The 17,132-nt window shown below is 34.8% G+C and carries 14 protein-coding genes; 13 read left to right on the top strand and 1 reads right to left on the bottom strand.

Going from position 1 to position 17,132, the window contains the following annotated elements; all coding sequences use genetic code 11:
• The first annotated feature begins 34 nt into the window (after positions 1 to 34).
• From sov to DVK85_RS03700, 12 genes are all read left to right on the top strand, one after another.
• Positions 35 to 7,288: a T9SS outer membrane translocon Sov/SprA gene (gene sov, locus DVK85_RS03755; protein ID WP_114678972.1), complete on the top strand. Its 7,254-nt coding sequence runs from the start codon at positions 35 to 37 to the stop codon at positions 7,286 to 7,288.
• 65 nt (positions 7,289 to 7,353) lie between these two features.
• Complete coding sequence (gcvH, locus tag DVK85_RS03750; RefSeq protein WP_114677154.1) at positions 7,354 to 7,734, top strand: glycine cleavage system protein GcvH; 381 nt, start codon at positions 7,354 to 7,356, stop codon at positions 7,732 to 7,734.
• A gap of 61 nt (positions 7,735 to 7,795) precedes the next feature.
• Complete coding sequence (locus DVK85_RS03745) at positions 7,796 to 8,101, top strand: VanZ family protein (protein WP_114677153.1); 306 nt, start codon at positions 7,796 to 7,798, stop codon at positions 8,099 to 8,101.
• Between the two features lie 45 nt (positions 8,102 to 8,146).
• The gene (gene deoC, locus DVK85_RS03740) at positions 8,147 to 8,890 is read left to right on the top strand and encodes a deoxyribose-phosphate aldolase (protein WP_205431297.1); all 744 of its coding nucleotides are present in this window, start codon (positions 8,147 to 8,149) and stop codon (positions 8,888 to 8,890) included.
• A gap of 247 nt (positions 8,891 to 9,137) precedes the next feature.
• Positions 9,138 to 10,040, top strand: coding sequence for a heme o synthase (gene cyoE / locus DVK85_RS03735; RefSeq protein ID WP_205431309.1), 903 nt, complete (start codon positions 9,138 to 9,140; stop codon positions 10,038 to 10,040).
• Positions 10,041 to 10,043: 3 nt separating this feature from the next.
• On the top strand, positions 10,044 to 10,628 hold the full coding sequence (locus DVK85_RS03730) for a cytochrome c oxidase subunit 3 (protein ID WP_114677150.1): 585 nt from the start codon (positions 10,044 to 10,046) through the stop codon (positions 10,626 to 10,628).
• A gap of 45 nt (positions 10,629 to 10,673) precedes the next feature.
• On the top strand, positions 10,674 to 11,651 hold the full coding sequence (locus DVK85_RS03725) for a cytochrome c oxidase subunit 3 (RefSeq protein ID WP_114677149.1): 978 nt from the start codon (positions 10,674 to 10,676) through the stop codon (positions 11,649 to 11,651).
• Between the two features lie 21 nt (positions 11,652 to 11,672).
• On the top strand, positions 11,673 to 12,023 hold the full coding sequence (locus DVK85_RS03720; protein ID WP_114677148.1) for a cytochrome C oxidase subunit IV family protein: 351 nt from the start codon (positions 11,673 to 11,675) through the stop codon (positions 12,021 to 12,023).
• 77 nt (positions 12,024 to 12,100) lie between these two features.
• Positions 12,101 to 12,751 carry a hypothetical protein gene (locus DVK85_RS03715; RefSeq protein WP_114677147.1) on the top strand — a complete coding sequence of 217 codons (651 nt, stop codon included), beginning with the start codon at positions 12,101 to 12,103 and terminating at the stop codon, positions 12,749 to 12,751.
• Positions 12,752 to 12,757: 6 nt separating this feature from the next.
• Positions 12,758 to 13,384 carry an SCO family protein gene (locus DVK85_RS03710; protein ID WP_114677146.1) on the top strand — a complete coding sequence of 209 codons (627 nt, stop codon included), beginning with the start codon at positions 12,758 to 12,760 and terminating at the stop codon, positions 13,382 to 13,384.
• 4 nt (positions 13,385 to 13,388) lie between these two features.
• Entirely contained in the window at positions 13,389 to 13,943 is a 555-nt protein-coding gene (locus DVK85_RS03705) for a DUF420 domain-containing protein (protein WP_114677145.1), read from the top strand.
• A gap of 22 nt (positions 13,944 to 13,965) precedes the next feature.
• Positions 13,966 to 14,196, top strand: coding sequence for a hypothetical protein (locus DVK85_RS03700; protein WP_114677144.1), 231 nt, complete (start codon positions 13,966 to 13,968; stop codon positions 14,194 to 14,196).
• On the opposite strand, the gene DVK85_RS03695 is transcribed toward DVK85_RS03700, so the two are convergent.
• Positions 14,197 to 15,591, bottom strand: coding sequence for a DUF4403 family protein (locus tag DVK85_RS03695; protein WP_114677143.1), 1,395 nt, complete (start codon positions 15,589 to 15,591; stop codon positions 14,197 to 14,199).
• A 140-nt stretch (positions 15,592 to 15,731) separates the two neighbouring features.
• Between DVK85_RS03695 and DVK85_RS03690 the strand changes: the two genes are divergently transcribed.
• On the top strand, positions 15,732 to 17,120 hold the full coding sequence (locus DVK85_RS03690) for a TolC family protein (RefSeq protein WP_114677142.1): 1,389 nt from the start codon (positions 15,732 to 15,734) through the stop codon (positions 17,118 to 17,120).
• The last annotated feature ends 12 nt before the right edge of the window (positions 17,121 to 17,132 follow it).

Here is a 17,132-nt window from a genome sequence, read left to right as displayed (position 1 = left end):
TAATAATTTAAGATATACGCTTTCTGCAATATTTATGTTTTTTGGCGTAGCATTACAGGCACAAATAACCGAAGAAGAGGAGCAGGCGGCACGCGATACTATAAAAGGTTATAATACGGGTAAGATAGAGATTGATAACCCTAGAAGTATTGTAGACGCATATACTTATGATCCTGTAACTAATCGTTATATATATACTAGTAAGTTTGAAGGTTTTAATATAACGCACCCTATTATACTTACTCCAGAGCAGTATGACGAATTGGTGCTTAGGGAGTCAATGCGCGAATACTACCAAGAAAAATCGAAAGCTATAGATGGTAAAGGTACTGAGGAAGAACAGAAAAATTTACTACCCCGTTACTATGTAAACTCTAGCTTTTTTGAAACTATTTTTGGAGGTAATACTATTGATGTAAAACCACAAGGTTCTGTAGAGATGGATCTTGGTGTTCGTCTTACTAAACAAGACAACCCTTCGTTGTCGCCAAGAAATAGAAAAACTTTTACTTTTGATTTTGATCAACGTATAAGCATGAGCCTACAGGGTAAAGTAGGTACAAAATTAGCCGTAACAGCTAATTATGATACCGAATCTACTTTTGCTTTTCAAAATCTTATTAAACTAGAATATACACCTACGGAAGATGATATTATTCAGAAAATAGAAGTAGGTAATGTGAGTTTCCCGTTATCAAACTCATTGATAAGAGGTGCGCAAAGCCTATTCGGGGTAAAAATGCAACTTCAATTTGGTAAAACAACTTTTACAGGGATATTCTCTGAACAAAAATCACAAACTAAAACAGTAACAGCCGAAGGCGGTGGTACAATACAAGATTTTGAGATTTTTGCTCTTGACTATGATAGCGATAGGCACTTTTTCCTTTCGCAATATTTCAGAAATCAGTATGACTATGCTATGAGGAGTTACCCTCTAATAAGTAGTAGGGTACAAATAACGCGTATTGAGTTATGGGTAACCAATAGACAAAATAGAATAAATGCTACTGAGAATAACTCAAGGAATATTATAGCAATTCAGGATTTAGGAGAATCGCAGCTTACTAGATTTACAGTTAACGGTAATACTGGAGAAGACTATACAAGCGAGGCTATAGGTTTTACTACTTCAGGATTTTTTAATAACGGTTCACAGTTTAACCTTCCTCCAGATAACGAAAACAATAAATTAAACCCAGAGGTAATAGCTTCGGGTGGTGGTTGGCTTGCGCCAAGTATAAGGGAAATAGTTACCGTATCTAACTCGAGCTTTACAAATGGGCTTGATGCTAGTGAAGGTAGAGATTACTCTAAATTAGAAAATGCTCGAAAATTATCTTCAAGTGAATATACTTATAATGCACAGTTGGGGTATATATCGCTTAATCAAAGGTTGAATAATGATGAAGTGCTTGCCGTTGCTTATGAATATACTATGGGTGGTGAGGTATATAAAGTAGGAGAGTTTGGTACTGATGGTGTAGATGCAACTGTTGTAGGCGAATCTACTGATGATACTCAGCAAACTGTAGCAACACAAAGTTTGATATTAAAAATGCTTAAGAGTAACTTGGTTAATGTAAATGAACCAGTTTGGGATCTTATGATGAAAAATATTTATCAAATACCAGGAGCATATCAACTTTCACAAGAAGATTTTAGGTTTAATATCCTGTATACGGATCCTTCTCCGTTAAACTATATTACTGCAGCGCCTGGTACAACAGGTACCCCAGCTGTGCCATTGCCAGATGATGTTGCTGATACGCCACTTTTACGGGTATTTAATGTAGATAGATTGAATTATACTAATGACCCACAAGTAGGTGGTGATGGTTTCTTTGATTTTGTGCAAGGAGTTACAGTAGATACTCAGTATGGTCGGGTAATGTTTACTACTGCTGAGCCTTTTGGTGAATATCTTTTCGATAAATTAGCGACAAGTCCATCAGAAAATTATCAAGATGACGAGGATGAAACCACCTTTAATGCTAACCAAAAGCGATATGTGTACCGTAGTATGTACAAGAGTACACAGGCAGATGCACAACAAGATAGTCAAAAAAATAAATTTCAGTTAAAAGGAAGTTTTAAATCTACAGGCGGTAATGGTATTTCGCTAGGAGCATTCAATGTTCCGCAAGGTTCGGTAGTAGTAACTGCCGGAGGACGTACGCTGGTAGAAGGGGTAGACTATACTGTAAACTATCAATTAGGTAGAGTTCAAATACTAGACCCTTCGTTGCAAGCATCTAATACCCCTATAAATGTTTCGGTAGAGAATAACTCTACTTTTGGGCAGCAAACAAGACGTTTTGCAGGATTTAATATTGAGCATAAGTTTTCAGAAAAATTCTTAGTAGGAGCTACTTTGATTAATATGTCTGAAAAACCATTTACTCAAAAATCAAACTACGGTCAGGAATCTGTAAATAATACTATTTTTGGTTTAAATACAGCCTATTCTACAGAGGTACCATTTTTTACCCGACTGGTAAATAAATTACCAAATGTAGATACTGATGTGCCTTCTAATTTATCTTTTAGGGGTGAAGTTGCTGTTTTAAAACCAGGAGCATCAAAAGCAGACCAGTTTGATGGTGAAGCAACAACTTATGTAGATGATTTTGAAGGTTCGCAAACTAATATAGATATGCGTTCTTCGCAGGGCTGGACACTTTCTAGTGCACCTGTTACCGTTTTTAGCGATGGTGTTGTACCTACTAATGACCTTGAATATGGTTACAAAAGAGCCAAGCTAGCTTGGTATAGCATAGATCCTATTTTTTATAGTAGCCAACGCCCTGGCGGGGTTAGTCCAGCAGATCTTTCTTCTAACAGAACGAGACGTATTTATTATGATGAACTTTACCCTAATACTGATGTTGCAGTAGGACAAAGTACAGTAGTAAATACTTTAGACCTTAGTTACTATCCGCAAGAGCGTGGTCCGTATAACTACAACCCATTAGCTCAGGCTACAAATACTTTTACAGAAACAGAAGCCGAGACTAACTGGGCAGGTATAATGCGATCTATAAACTCTACTAATTTTGAACAAACAAATGTAGAGTACATTCAGTTTTGGATGCTAGATCCCTATGATGGAAACCCAGGAAATACAGATATTAATAATACAGGTACATTAGAGATTAACCTAGGAGAAATATCTGAAGATATATTAAGGGATAACAGAAAGCAGTATGAAAATGGCTTGCCAGGAGAAGGCGGTACTCAGCCTGTGTTTAGTACTGTATGGGGAGATCTACCAGTATCACAATCATTGATATATGCTTTTGATACTAATACAGGAAACCGCGCAGTACAAGATGTAGGTTTTGATGGACTTACTGATGAAGAGGAAGCAGCTAAGTTCCCAGGGTTTGACCCTCAAGACCCCTCTGCAGATAATTATCAGTTTTATTTAGGAGCTGATGGCGATGTGCTTAATAGATATAAAAATTATAATGGTGTTGATGGTAACTCACCAGTAGATGTAGGTGATAACGATCGAGGTAATACTACCTTACCTGATACAGAAGATGTAAATAGAGATAACACCATGAATACCATTGATGCTTATTATAGGTATCAAGTGCCGATAGGTCCTAATGCTGTTATTGGTCAAGGTTATGTAGTAGATGAAAGACCGTTTACAAATGTAGAGTTGCCAAATGGTGATAGTGCAAATGGTAGATGGTTATTGTATAAAATACCTATTGATGGTCCACTTCGTGAAGAGGTAGGAGGTATTAGTAGTGTTCGTTCTATTCGTTTCATGAGAATTTTTGTTACAGGATTTAGAAGTGACATTACATTACGTTTTGGAGCTTTAGATTTAGTGCGTGGTGAGTGGAGAAGATATACCAATTCTTTACAACCCGATGATGAAGATTTGACAGACCCTATAGATTTAAATACAGGGTTTGATGTTGTAGCTCTTAATATTCAGGAAAATGGAGAACGTTCTCCTATACCTTATGTGTCGCCACCTGGTGTGCAAAGAGAGCAGCTGTATAATAATAATGCTATTATTAATCAGAATGAGCAATCACTTTCTTTGCGTGTTTATTCTGCCGATGGTTCTACCAATGGAGGGCTTGAGCCAGATGATTCTCGTGCAGTATTTAAGAATGTAAATGTAGATATGCGTCAGTATAAAAAGCTAAGAATGTTTTTACATGCAGAGGCTTTACCTACAGATACAAGTCCGTTGCAAGATGATGAAATGAAAGCTTTCCTTCGTTTTGGTAATGACTTTGTAGATAACTTTTATCAAGTAGAGGTAAGGTTAAAGGTTACAGGACAAACTGAAAGAACAGCCGAGCAGATATGGCCAGAAGAAAATGAAATATTACTACCGCTTGATGCACTTACTAGTTTAAAAATTGATGTGCTTAATAATGTAGCCCCTGAACCAGATGAACTAGGTATAGTATATGTAAACCTTAATGATATTAGCCCAGGTGCTGATGAGGAAAATAGAATACGTATTGGTATAAAGGGTAATCCTAACTTTGGTTATATAAGAACCTTAATGTTAGGAGTAAAGAATGGCTATATGCCAGGGGAAATTGGTGCAAGAAATGTAAGAGGAGAAGTATGGTTTAATGAGCTACGCCTATCTGATATGGATAATAAAGGGGGTATGGCTGCTGTAGCTAATATGGATACTAATTTTGCAGATTTTGCTACAGTATCAGCAACAGGTCGTATGAGTACCATAGGTTTTGGTAGTGTAGAGCAAAGTCCAAATGAGAGAAGCAGAGAAGACTCTAAACAATATGATATTGTAACTAATGTTAATCTTGGGAAACTACTTCCTAAAAAATGGGGTATTAATGTTCCGTTTAACTATAGTGTGGGAGAAGAAATTATCACGCCAGAGTACGATCCGTTTTATCAGGATATAAAACTCGATCAACTTATAGATGAAACAGAAGATGAAGACGAGAAAGAAAATTTACGAAATAGAGCTATAGATTATACCAAGCGTAAGAGTATTAACTTTATAGGGGTTAAAAAGGAGCGATCTGCAGAACAGAAAAAACATGTTTACGATCCTGAAAACATTACCTTGTCTTACTCATACAATCAGTTAAATCATCATGATTATGAGATAGAGAACTTATTGCAACAAAATGTTAGAGTTGGAGCAGACTATACCTATTCATTTACTAATAAACCAATAGAGCCATTTAAAAATACTGGTTTTATGAAGAAGAGTGACTATTGGAAAATACTTAATGATTTTAACTTTAATTACCTTCCTACTAATATATCGTTTAGTTCTGATATCATGAGAGAATACAGTAAGCAACAGTATAGAAATGTAGATGTGGATGGTATTCCTATAAACCCATTATACAGGCGTAATTATTTCTTTAATTACCAGTATGGTCTTAATTATAATATTACTAAAGCACTTAAATTTAACTATGAGGTTTCTACAAGAAATATAGTTCGAAACTATCTTGACGAAGATGGTGTGCCTATAAATGATTATAATGTGTGGCAGGATTTCTGGGATACGGGCGAGGCTAACTCACACACGCAACAGTTTACATTTAATTATGATTTACCTATAAATAAGATACCAATATTTAAGTTTGTAAAATCTACATATAGCTATACAGGTACATACAATTGGCAACGTTCATCAGATGCATTAGCCTATGTTACAGATGAAAATAATGTTAGCTACTATTTGGGTAATACTATACAGAACTCAAACTCGCATAAGTTGAACGCTGCCTTTAATATGGATATGTTTTATAAGTATATAGGGCTTGGCAAGAAAAAGAAGGTTGCTAAAAATACTGCTCCTAAAGGACCACCAAAGCCAGGGCAGAAAATTACATCTAACCAATCGGCTAACGAAGGTGGTAATGTTTTTGTAGATGGATTAATAGGTGTAGTAACGAGTGTGAAAAATATTCAGTTAAATTATACAGAGACTAACGGAACAGTATTACCAGGTTATTTGCCAAATATTGGTTTCTTGGGTACATCAAAACCTACATTAGGCTTTATAGTAGGTAGTCAGGATGCAGATGTAAGATATGAAGCAGCAAAGAATGGTTATCTTACAGATTACCCAGAGTATAACCAAAATTTCACTCAGGTTAAAACACAATTACTAAATTTAACGGCTTCTATAGATTTATTTCCTGATTTAAAAATAGATCTTACAGCAGATAAGAATAAGTCAGATAATTATTCTGAGCAGTATGATGTAAGTGATGGAGTATATAATTCGAGGTCGCCATATAGCTATGGTAACTTCCAGATATCAACAATACTTATAAAAACTGCCTTTAGTACAAGTGATGTTAATGGGTCTGATGCGTTTGACCAAATGAGAGAAAACAGGCTGACAATTGCTAACAGGCTGGCAGAGCAACATTATGGAACGACTGACTTTCCACGTTATGGAGATGCAGGACAACCCTCTAGTGATTTTGCTGATGCTAATACGGGTTATCCTGTAGGGTTTGGTAAAAATAGTCAACGCGTGCTGTTACCTTCTTTCCTTGCGGCATATTCCGGTCAGGATGCAGGTAAAGTTTCTACGAGTCCGTTCCGCGACACACCGCTGCCTAACTGGGTAGTGAAGTATACAGGGCTTATGCGTTATAAGTTCTTTAAAGACAGGTTTAGAAGATTCTCGTTACAACACGGTTACAGAGCCTCATATAATATTAATTCCTATCGTTCTAACTTTGAGTATGACAATGACCCGTCAGGGCAGGATAACGATGGTGCAGGTAACTTCTATTCTGAATATATTATATCTAACATTAACCTTACTGAGCAGTTTAACCCGCTTATAAGAATAGATTTTGAAATGAAGAACTCTATCAAAATACTAGCAGAGGTAAGGAAGGATAGAACGCTTAATATGAGTTTTGATAATAACCTGCTTACAGAGGTAAAAGGAAATGAATATATAGTAGGGATAGGATATCGTATAAAAGATGTTACTATTAACTCTAGTCTTGCAGATAACCCTACAAATACTATTAAAAGTGATATAAACCTAAAAGCAGATTTCTCTTTAAGGAAAAATGAAACGATAGTACGTTATCTAGATTATGATAACAATCAGCTTGGTGGCGGACAAAATATATGGTCGATTAAGTTTACAGCAGATTATTCGTTTAGTAAAAACCTTACGGCGATATTCTATTACGACCATTCGTTCTCTAAGCCAGTTATATCTACTTCATATCCGTTAACAAATATTCGTACAGGGTTTACATTACGATATAATTTCGGAAATTAATTTGATGTAAATCATTTTAAAATTATAGTATTAAAACATACATTTGCTGAAAACAAACAAACAACATGAATATACCTGCAGAATTAAAGTACACTAAAGACCACGAGTGGGTTAAAATTGAAGGTGACATTGCAACAGTTGGTATTACTGACTTTGCACAAAAAGAACTTGGAGATATTGTATATGTAGAAGTGGAAACACTAGACCAGACACTTGATAAAGATGAAGTTTTCGGTACGGTAGAAGCTGTAAAAACAGTATCTGATCTTTTTTTACCATTGAGTGGTGAAATCATCGAATTTAACGAAGAGCTTGAAACTACACCAGAGAATGTAAATACAGATCCTTATGGTGCTGGATGGATGGTAAAAGTGAAAATATCTAACCTTGATGATGTAACCGAGCTACTAAGCGACGAAAAATATAAAGAGCTTATTGGTGCGTAGTCTTTATTTCTGGGTAGCTATAATATGGACACTGTTTATAACAGTTTTATGTTTAGTTAGTATGGAAAAACTGGGAAGTGTTAATGATATTGAATTCCCTAATAAAGATAAATACGGACATTTTATATTCTATTTTATATTTACCTTATTATGGTATGGTTATATAAACCTTAAGAGTAGTGTTAGTGCGAAGCGCGCAAGACTCATTTCGGTTTTTTTAGCCTTTACATATGGTACAGTTGTAGAAATATCACAAGGCTTATTTACACAAGGAAGAGAGGCCGATATTATGGATGTCGTTTTTAATACCCTTGGCAGTATAACTGCAATAATATGTGTATTACTGCTGCAAAAGAGCAAAAAATAATTTACTATCCCTCGTTATAAACGGGGGATATTTATTTTAACTATTATGAAATTAAAACAATACCTAGATACTACTTATTTAAAAACTGCAACACAGGCAGGACTTACAGAGGCTGAGAATCTTGAAGTAGTTAAGGCGCTTGTAGCCGAAGCAATACAAGAAGATTTTAAGTTAGTAATGATACGACCCGAAATGGTAGCAATGGCTAAAGAGATGATAGTAGCTACTGAGTCAAAAGTAGGAGTGGGTACTGTAATTGATTTTCCAGAAGGCAGGGGTGATTTACAAGAAAAATTGCAAGAAGCACAAACTGCTATTAATGACGGTGCTGATGAGCTTGATTTTGTAGTAGATTATACGGCTTTTAAAGAAGGTAAAATAACTGAGGTTAAACAACAAGTGCTTGAGTGTACTCGTCTTGGTTTAGATAATGAAAAAGTTATAAAATGGATTATAGAAGTGGCTGCACTTAATGAGCCACAAATAGTGCAACTGAGTGCCTTGATAAAAAATGTAGTACTATCTAACTTTGAAGAAAAAAATTACCAAAATGTATTTGTTAAATCATCTACTGGTTTTTATATAACCGATGATGATAAGCCTAATGGTGCGACACAAGCAGCTATTACATTAATGTTAGAAAACTCATTTCCGTTACCAGTAAAAGCTGCGGGAGGAGTAAGAACATATGATGAAGCTATGCAAATGATAGCGCTAGGAGTAAAAAGAATAGGTACATCATCTGCTGGAGCAATAGTAAAAGGCGGTAGCGGACAAAATGACTATTAAAATTTATAGACTTTATAAAAACAGAAAAACCTTCTTGTGTAAAACAAGAAGGTTTTTTCTTTTCATAGCGATTTCTCCCAAATTTTCTTTTTCATATATAAGATGCACATATTTTAAAAAGGTTGCGTTTTTATATGAATTTTTTTTGGCAACATTTTGTAGAGTGGCATTTTAAGACTATTCCTGTTGATGAAATGTTTTTTTTAAAGTATCTTTGCGCCAGTTTTTAATACCCATGAAAGTCACGTTGAACGCTACAGAAAATAAGGTTTCCCTAAAGTCAATTTTTGCAGATTTTGTTGCAATAACCAAAGCCAGACTCGCTATTAGTGTAGTGTTTTCGTCTGTTGCAGGGTACTTGTTGGGCTTTTCAGAGTTTTATCCTTTTAGTTGGGTAACACTTATACTACTTACTATTGGTGGTTACTGTATGGTAGGAGCATCTAATGTTTTTAATCAAATTATAGAGAAAGAACTCGATGCCCTTATGGATAGGACAAAAAATCGTCCTTTGCCTTCAGGTAAAATATCAGCACGAAACGCTTTTTTGTTAGGTTCGGCTTTAACTATTTTGGGTATTGGTATACTGTATAGTATTAATCCTAAAACGGCTATGTTTGGAGCTATATCTATATTTCTATACACTAGTATATATACTCCTCTAAAAAGAATAACACCACTATCGGTATTTGTAGGGGCGTTTCCTGGTGCTATACCGTTTATGTTAGGTTGGGTTGCTGCGACTAATGATTTTGGTATCGAAGCAGGAACACTATTTTTAGTGCAGTTCTTTTGGCAATTCCCTCACTTTTGGGCTATTGGCTGGTTTTTATTTGACGATTATAAAAAAGCAGGATTTTTTATGTTACCTACAGGTAAAAAAGATAAAAAGACTGCTCTACAAACTATACTCTATACCGTTTGGCTTATTATAGCCTCATTATTACCTGTTACAGGTTTTACAGGTAGCCTAAAACTCAGTTATGTTTCGGCTGGAATTGTTTTCTTATTAGGGTTATGGATGTTGGTATATGCAGTAAAGTTATACAAACAAATGGATGCTAAGGCAGCGCGCAAGCTAATGCTTGTAAGTGTGTCTTATATTTCGTTGTTGCAGGTAATATATGTTTTAGATAAATTTATTCGATAAGTTATGGAAATGGGAATGTCGTTACAAGAACACAATGATAGAAAAGCAAAATCATACAAAATGCTTCTATGGTTTGGAATGATTAGTATGTTTATGATGTTTGCGGGGCTTACCAGTGCCTATGTAGTGAGTACATCGCGCCCTGACTGGCTTAACGACTTTGTGTTACCTAACGCTTTTATAATAAGTACAGCTGTTATTATACTAAGTAGTATTACATTTCATATGGCAAAAAATGCGATGAAAAAGGGTAACAGAGAACTTACTACAACGCTATTATTAGTTACACTTGGTTTAGGGATAGGGTTTGTGGCTGCTCAGTTTTATGGCTTTTCTCAGGTTATAGCAGAAGGATATTATTTTACAGGAGCAGAGAGTACTGTTACTACATCATTTTTATATATTGTAGCAGTGCTACACTTGGCACACCTTTTTGCAGGAATTATAGTGTTACTTATTGTAATTTATAATCATTTTAAACAAAAATACAATTCCTCACAAACCCTTGGAATAGAGTTAGGTGCAATGTTCTGGCATTTTCTCGATATTTTATGGGTTTACTTGTTTTTATTTTTCTATTTCTATTAATAAAAAAAAATGTAAATTTGAAAACTTTTTAACACTTAACATTATATGGCAGCGACAGTTACTACAACAGCTACTACAGGTAAGACCTGGGGCGGAGGAAACGAGCCTATGGGAGCGAGTTATGGCAAATTGATGATGTGGTTTTTTATCGTATCGGATGCCCTGACTTTTTCTGGGTTTCTTGCATCTTACGGTTTTTCCCGATTTAAATTTCTTGAAACATGGCCTATAGCCGATGAGGTATTTACTCACTTTCCATTTTTACATGGTGTAGATGCACCAATGTATTATGTTGCATTGATGACATTTATCCTTATCTTTTCATCAGTTACAATGGTGCTTGCAGTTGATGCAGGTCATCAATTGAAGAAAACAAAGGTGGCTGTATATATGCTACTTACTATTGTAGGAGGGCTTATATTTCTTGGTTCTCAGGCTTGGGAATGGAAAAACTTTATTAAAGGAGAATATGGTGCTGTTGAGACAACAGGTGGTGCAATACTACAGTTTGTTGATAATGATGGTGCTAGAGTTAGTCTTGATGATTTTGCAGCGACACTTCCTACAGATAGAGCGCAAAAAACAAGAAGCAATGGTATATGGTTTGAAGATGGTGCTACGCTAGGAGAATACTCTGTAGATGAAGTAGTAGAAGGCTTTAAAGCAAACCCTAATCTTTTAGTAAGAACAGAGGTTATAAATAAAGATAAACAAAAAACAATATTATCGCGTGAAGAGTCTATAAAGAGACTTGAAGATGCGACAATAGTAGTAAGAGGTGCAAACCTTGTAAGAAATGAATATGGGCATAAATTATTTGCTGACTTCTTTTTCTTTATTACAGGTTTTCACGGTTTCCACGTATTGTCGGGTGTTATAATTAACATACTTATTTTCTTTAATGTACTTTTAGGTACATATGAGAAAAGAAAGAGTTATGAAATGGTCGAGAAAGTTGGATTATACTGGCACTTTGTAGATTTAGTGTGGGTATTTGTATTTACATTCTTCTACTTAGTTTAATTGATAAAAAGCATTTAAGATATGGCACATTCACACGAATCCAATACGAAAAGAATATGGGTGGTTTTCGGATTACTATCGGTAATAACCATAGTAGAGGTTATATTCGGTATTATTAAACCAGACGCACTATATAGAACAGACTTATTTGGTTTAAATTTACTAAACTGGTTATTTATAATCCTTACAGTAGTAAAGGCTTACTATATTATGTGGGCGTTTATGCACCTTGAAGGAGAAAAAGGAAGTTTAAGATGGTCTATTGTTGCGCCATTAGTATTCTTAATTATATACTTAGTGTTCATTTTGTTGCTGGAAGGTAATTATGTTTTTGAAGTGTTTCACGACTCTCCATACAAATGGCTTTTCTAAGCGACAGATTATTATAAAAAAAAGGCGGTTTATTAAACCGCCTTTTTTTATTTTTGCACTATTGTAAAGACCATGATATGAAAAAGACAATTGTACTTTTTGTTTTGTTTGCCCTGCCCATTGTAGCATACCTTTTTTTTGCTTCGGGAATTAATACTTTTGCTAAGTTACCTATTGTAACTCCAACGATTAAAGAACTCCCACAATGGAAATCGTTATCAGGAGATAGAATAGAATTAAAAGATAAAATAACCATACTTGGTTTTACAGGTCAGGATGTTTTATATAATAAGGGAAACGCTTTTAACCTGAACCAAAAGATTTATAATAAGAATAAAGAGTTTACCGATTTCCAGATGGTAATGATTGCTCCCCTAGGTACAGAAGACCAGGCAGAAGAGCTTATGGCAGAACTAGGACGTATCAGTGATATGTCGGGATGGCACTTTGTATTTGCATCGCCACAAGAAATACAAGAGTACTATAATGGATTAGAGCTTGTAGGGCAACTTGATGACAAAAACGGAACTTCTAATGTTTTTATTATTGATAAAGATTTGAACCTGCGTGGCAGAAAGGGCAAAAACTTGAAAGGTGAAGAGGAGTACAAGGAGGGATATAATACAATATCGGCTGCTGATTTACATAATGAAATGTCTGATGATGTTAAAGTAATTCTTGCCGAATATCGCCTTGCGCTGAAAAAGAATAATAAAAGAAAAATTTAAACTCCAATGAAAAATAAATCATATATAGGTATATCGTTTATCGTACTGATATTCGGTATATGGGCAGTACCAAAAATTGTAGCAAAATTCCAAAAATCTGATTTAGTAGAAATAGGACCTGTTCCTTCTTTTAAATTAACTGATCAGGATAATAAAACGATTACCGATAAGGATTATTTGGGTAAGGTATATGTGGTAGAATTCTTTTTTTCTACATGCCCTACTATTTGTCCTAAAATGAACCAGAATATGCTAAAACTCCAAAAAGAGTTTTATGGTAACCCTGAGTTTGGTATTGCATCTATTACTATAAATCCAGAATATGACACTCCACAGGTATTAAAAGAGCATGCCGAACATTTAGGAGTAAAGCATTATAATTGGCATTTTCTTACGGGTGATAAAGATTATATTTTTAATCTTGCTAAAGAAGGTTTCAACTTGTATGCAGGAGAGAATAAAAGTGCAAAGGGCGGTTTTGAGCACTCAGGTTTATTCGCCTTGGTTGATAAAGAAGGGAAAATTCGTTGTAGGAAGGATAAGTATGGAAACCCTATTCTATATTATGACGGGCTTGATGATAAAGGGGTAGAAGCTATAAAAGAAGATATTAAGAAACTATTAGAAGAATAGAATAATGGGAGATACAATAAATAGCGGCAACGCCGAGAGTAAATATAATAAATGGATAGTGGTGCTATCTATTGCTATACCACTGGTTGTAGCCTTGTTGTTTGGTTTTAAGCTAAAAGACTTTGGTTATAATGTAGAGCCACTTTCTTTTTTACCGCCTATATATGCTGCTGTAAATGGACTTACTGCTATAGTACTTGTAACGGCTGTGTGGGCAATAAAGAATGGGAAGCAAAAACTACACGAAAACCTGATGAAGTTTGCTATTAGTTTATCAGTAGCATTTCTTGCGATGTATGTAGCTTATCATATGACATCAGACTCTACAAAATTTGGAGGTGAGGGTGCTGTAATATATATATATTATTTTATACTGATTACTCATATAATACTCTCGGTAATAATAATCCCTTTTGTATTAATTACCTACGTTCGGGCTATTACAAGCTCGTTTGAAAGACATAAGAAGATAGCTCGCATTACTTATCCTATGTGGTTGTACGTTGCTGTTACAGGAGTAATAGTTTATTTAATGATATCACCTTACTATATACATTAGTAAGCTGTAAAATGAAGTGAGAATGAAAAATGTTATTTATACACTAGTATTGTTTTTTATCGCTATGTCTGCTAATGCACAATGTGCCATGTGCCGTGCAGCACTAGAGAGTAGTGATAGTGGTATAAAGCCTGAGGCGGTTAATGATGGTATTGTCTATCTTATGATATTTCCATACCTACTTGTGGCTTTAATAGGCTATGCAATATACAGACTTAGAAAAAAGAAAATCAAACCCGAGATGGTTGGGTAGTTACTTCATTCCGTCTATTTTTAAACTCATTTTGCCTGAGCTTTTTATAAAAGCAACAATAACTTTATTGGTTAGTGTTATTTTATCAAATTCAAAATCATCTAACGTGCCATTTATATAAATACCTGGCATAGGAGAATAGTTGTCAAGATAGGGTGTTATGTTTTTCTTGCCGTCATCGAGATTTTCTTTTATAGAGTATCGGCAATTGTCCTGTATTTTTCTAAGAATTGTACCTTCAGCAAGCCAATTGGCAGTTTTTAAGAGTACACTTTTTGTAGTTAAGAGATAATCTAACTTGTCAAAATAAATCTCATTGGTTACTGTATTATAACTTGGGTAGCCTGATAGGTATATTGTGCCATTAATACTACCTGTCATATCTAAAGCTATAATCATTTTACCTTCTTTACTCCATAACTCTACTTTTTGTACTGTTACTTTTTTACTACCATTACCAAATTCCTGTCCTTTAAAATTTTTCGTAATTATTTTTGAAGCACTTTCATAGGTTGATACCGCTGCGACTACCACATTTATTTTATCGGGCATTTTGCTTACGGGTTTCAGTATAACATCTTCTTTCTTAAAGGTTTTTAATGGCTTTTGTCCTACTACGGTTTGCATGGTGCATTTTAACCCCATTTCCATAGTTATTTGTTTTTTGGAGAGTTCAGCATCGGTTACATATAGCTCAATAGGTGTTAGTTTAAACCATGTTTCATACTGTTCATTGGCAAGGAAAGGCTCACTTATTTTTTCTAAAGCCTCTAGTACTTGAGGTTTAAAGTCGGTAGTTTTACTTATTGCTTTATCGAGTTCGTTTTCAATTTCTGATTTAAATAGTTTTACAGCAGGATTAATAAGGTAACTAACATTTACTTGTTGCCCACCTATGCTTATACTTGGATTCTCTTTCCACTCTAATGATTCTATGTTCGTGCTGGTAGTCATTTTCCAGTTGGTAAGACCTATTTTACTATTAAAAGTAGTAATACCATTCATGTTTACCTCACGAGTGTCATATAGACTAACACCTAAAGCTGATACGCCATATTTTACTTTTGCGATAATTTTTATAGGTACTATGGTTTGCAGCCTGCCTTTTTGTTCACTGAATTTTATAGGGGCTGTTTTCCATACCTTCATCGAGATATTATCATCGTCAATGTTTTTGTCTTCATAAATAATGCCGCTCAGTAGCTTGTTTACCTGTGTCTCAATATCAGCAATACTAATGGTAACGGGTAGGTTGATAAATGAAGTGGAGTTCTCGAAAGCTACAGGTTCATTATTGCTTGGCTCAGGTTTTAATGCTTCTATTCTTTTTGCGGTAGAGCATCCAGATAAAAATAGTGCAGCAATTGCTATATATACTATGAATTTGCTTTTCATTGGCTAGGAGATTAAAAATCTGTGATAAAATTAGTATTTAATTTGTAACAAAAACCAATGTTAGGGGTCTAATGGTTACATAATAAATTACTTACTATAGATAATTTAAATACCTTTGTAAAAACCATCAGCTTACAATTATGAGAAGCAAAAAAACGGCAGTACTTTTATTTATTTTGACCCTCTTTTCTACGCTATCTAATGCGCAGGTAAAAAAATGGACGCTTGATGAATGTGTAACATATGCACTAGAACATAATATTTCGATAAGACAGAGTGAGTTAGATATGAAATTGTCTAATATAGATAAGAAAGATGCTTATGGCAGCTTTTTACCTACAGCCAGTTTTAGCGCTACCCATTCTTGGAATATAGGACTTGTTGTTAACCCTATAACCAACTCAGCACAAAATACTACTTCACAATATACCAATGGAGGTCTAAGTACAGGGATTGATATTTATAACGGACTTAGAAATCAAAAAAACTTGCGTAGGGCTAAGTTAAATATAATAGCTAGCCAGTATAATATAAAAAAAATGCAAGAGGATATAGCGCTTAATGTTGCACAAGCTTACTTGCAAATACTTTTTAATCGTGAAAATTTAAAAGTTCAGCAAGAACAATTAGCAACAGATAAAAATCAACAAGAGCGCTCAGAGCAATTATTAGAGGGAGGTCTTATACCTCGTGGTGACCTTCTAGATATACAAGCAACAGTAGCGGCTGACAAACAACGGATAATAGAAGCAGAGAACCAATTATTGATATCTAAGTTAAGTTTAGCACAATTGTTACAACTAGAAGATTTTAGAGAGTTTGATATAGCAGATGAAGAGTTTAATAAGGAAGAAAGTGAAGTATTGCTACAAACTCCAGATGCGATTTATAATAAAGCAAAAGAAGAACAAACGGTAATAAAGGTTGCTCGTGCTAACCTTGAGGTTGCTATGCAAGATGTGTCTGTTGCACGTTCGTCATATCAGCCATCGCTAAGAGGTTTTTATAGCCTTAGTAGTTCGGTAAGCCATAATGATAATATAGCTTATGGGATAGACGATCTAACAGGAGAAACCATTGCAGTATATAGTTCTCCATTACCTTTTTGGAATCAGGCATCAGATAACAAAGGACACTCTTTTGGATTTCAATTATCAATACCTATATTAAATGGTTTTTCTGTAAGAAATAGTGTAGAGCGCGCAAAGGTGACTGTAGAGCGTTCTAAACTTGCTTTAGAACAACAAGAGTTAGATCTAGAGCGTAATATATATACGGCTTATACAGATGCTATGGGTTCATTAAAAACGTATGATGCATCGGTAGCTGCTGCCAAAGCTAGAGAGGGATCATTAGAATATGCTCGCGAAAGATATGAAGTAGGACTTATTAATATATTCGATTACAACCAAGCGCAGGCATTATCAATTAATGCACAATCTGATGTAATAAGAGCAAAATATGATTTTATTTTCAAGGTTAAAATCCTTGAGTTTTATTTCGGTATTCCAATTATTCAACAACAATAAGCAAAAATAGCC

The organism is Flavobacterium arcticum, assembly GCF_003344925.1.
In the GTDB taxonomy this organism is placed as follows: Bacteria; Bacteroidota; Bacteroidia; order Flavobacteriales; family Flavobacteriaceae; genus Flavobacterium; species Flavobacterium arcticum.
This window is presented reverse-complemented; position numbering and strand designations above follow the sequence as displayed.

Coding starts and splice junctions, on each gene's coding strand:
- DVK85_RS03730 (WP_114677150.1), top strand. CDS start 10,044: ATGGAAATGGGAATGTCGTTACAAGAACACAATGATAGAAAAGCAAAA.
- DVK85_RS03725 (WP_114677149.1), top strand. CDS start 10,674: ATGGCAGCGACAGTTACTACAACAGCTACTACAGGTAAGACCTGGGGC.
- deoC (WP_205431297.1), top strand. CDS start 8,147: ATGAAATTAAAACAATACCTAGATACTACTTATTTAAAAACTGCAACA.
- DVK85_RS03745 (WP_114677153.1), top strand. CDS start 7,796: ATGGAAAAACTGGGAAGTGTTAATGATATTGAATTCCCTAATAAAGAT.
- DVK85_RS03690 (WP_114677142.1), top strand. CDS start 15,732: ATGAGAAGCAAAAAAACGGCAGTACTTTTATTTATTTTGACCCTCTTT.
- gcvH (WP_114677154.1), top strand. CDS start 7,354: ATGAATATACCTGCAGAATTAAAGTACACTAAAGACCACGAGTGGGTT.
- sov (WP_114678972.1), top strand. CDS start 35: ATGTTTTTTGGCGTAGCATTACAGGCACAAATAACCGAAGAAGAGGAG.
- DVK85_RS03695 (WP_114677143.1), bottom strand. CDS start 15,591: ATGAAAAGCAAATTCATAGTATATATAGCAATTGCTGCACTATTTTTA.
- DVK85_RS03700 (WP_114677144.1), top strand. CDS start 13,966: ATGAAAAATGTTATTTATACACTAGTATTGTTTTTTATCGCTATGTCT.
- DVK85_RS03715 (WP_114677147.1), top strand. CDS start 12,101: ATGAAAAAGACAATTGTACTTTTTGTTTTGTTTGCCCTGCCCATTGTA.
- DVK85_RS03720 (WP_114677148.1), top strand. CDS start 11,673: ATGGCACATTCACACGAATCCAATACGAAAAGAATATGGGTGGTTTTC.
- DVK85_RS03705 (WP_114677145.1), top strand. CDS start 13,389: ATGGGAGATACAATAAATAGCGGCAACGCCGAGAGTAAATATAATAAA.
- DVK85_RS03710 (WP_114677146.1), top strand. CDS start 12,758: ATGAAAAATAAATCATATATAGGTATATCGTTTATCGTACTGATATTC.